This is a genomic window from Vibrio sp. 1402, assembly GCF_033340275.1.
Genome location: NZ_JAWOWE010000534.1, coordinates 1 through 567 on the forward strand (window position 1 = coordinate 1; position 567 = coordinate 567).

A 567-nucleotide genomic window follows, 5' to 3' on the forward strand; every position below is an offset into this window, starting at 1 on the left:
TAACATAGCCAACAGCGGTATGACGGCGATATCTTGAAAAAGCAGCACAGCAAAACCAGACTGGCCCGTTTCGGGGCCATTGAGGCCTTGCTCTTCAATCACGTTGAGTGCAATAGCCGTAGAGGAAAGGGCGAGCCCCATGCCGATGACCAAACTCACCTGCATACTCAAGCCAAACAAACTGACAATGCTACCAATAACCGCCGTCGTCACCACAACTTGCGCGCCGCCAAGACCTAAAATCGGCCCTCGCATTTGCCATAATTTTTTCGGGTTCAATTCCAAGCCAATTAAGAACAGCAGCAACACCACCCCGAGCTCGGCAAAATGCAGAATCGCATCGACATCGCTAATCAGGCGTAATCCCCAAGGGCCAATCAATACTCCTGCCAACAAATAGCCAAGCACTGAACCTAAGCCAAATCGCTGCGCCAAAGGAACAGCAATCACCGCCGCCGACAGAAACACGACACTGCTTTGTAGAAACTCACTGGTTATCGCCATGCAGACCTCCTTGGTGCAACGCTTCCCACTCATCAAGAGGATTACTCAGCCATCGACGATACT

Annotated in this window: 1 protein-coding gene; it reads right to left on the minus strand. The window is 51.1% G+C overall.

Features of this window, described 5'->3' with window-relative positions; genetic code table 11:
• On the minus strand, positions 1-504 hold a 504-nt coding region (locus R7044_RS27100), incomplete at its 3' end, for a cation:proton antiporter (protein WP_225456214.1).
• Between the last annotated feature and the right edge of the window lie 63 nt (positions 505-567).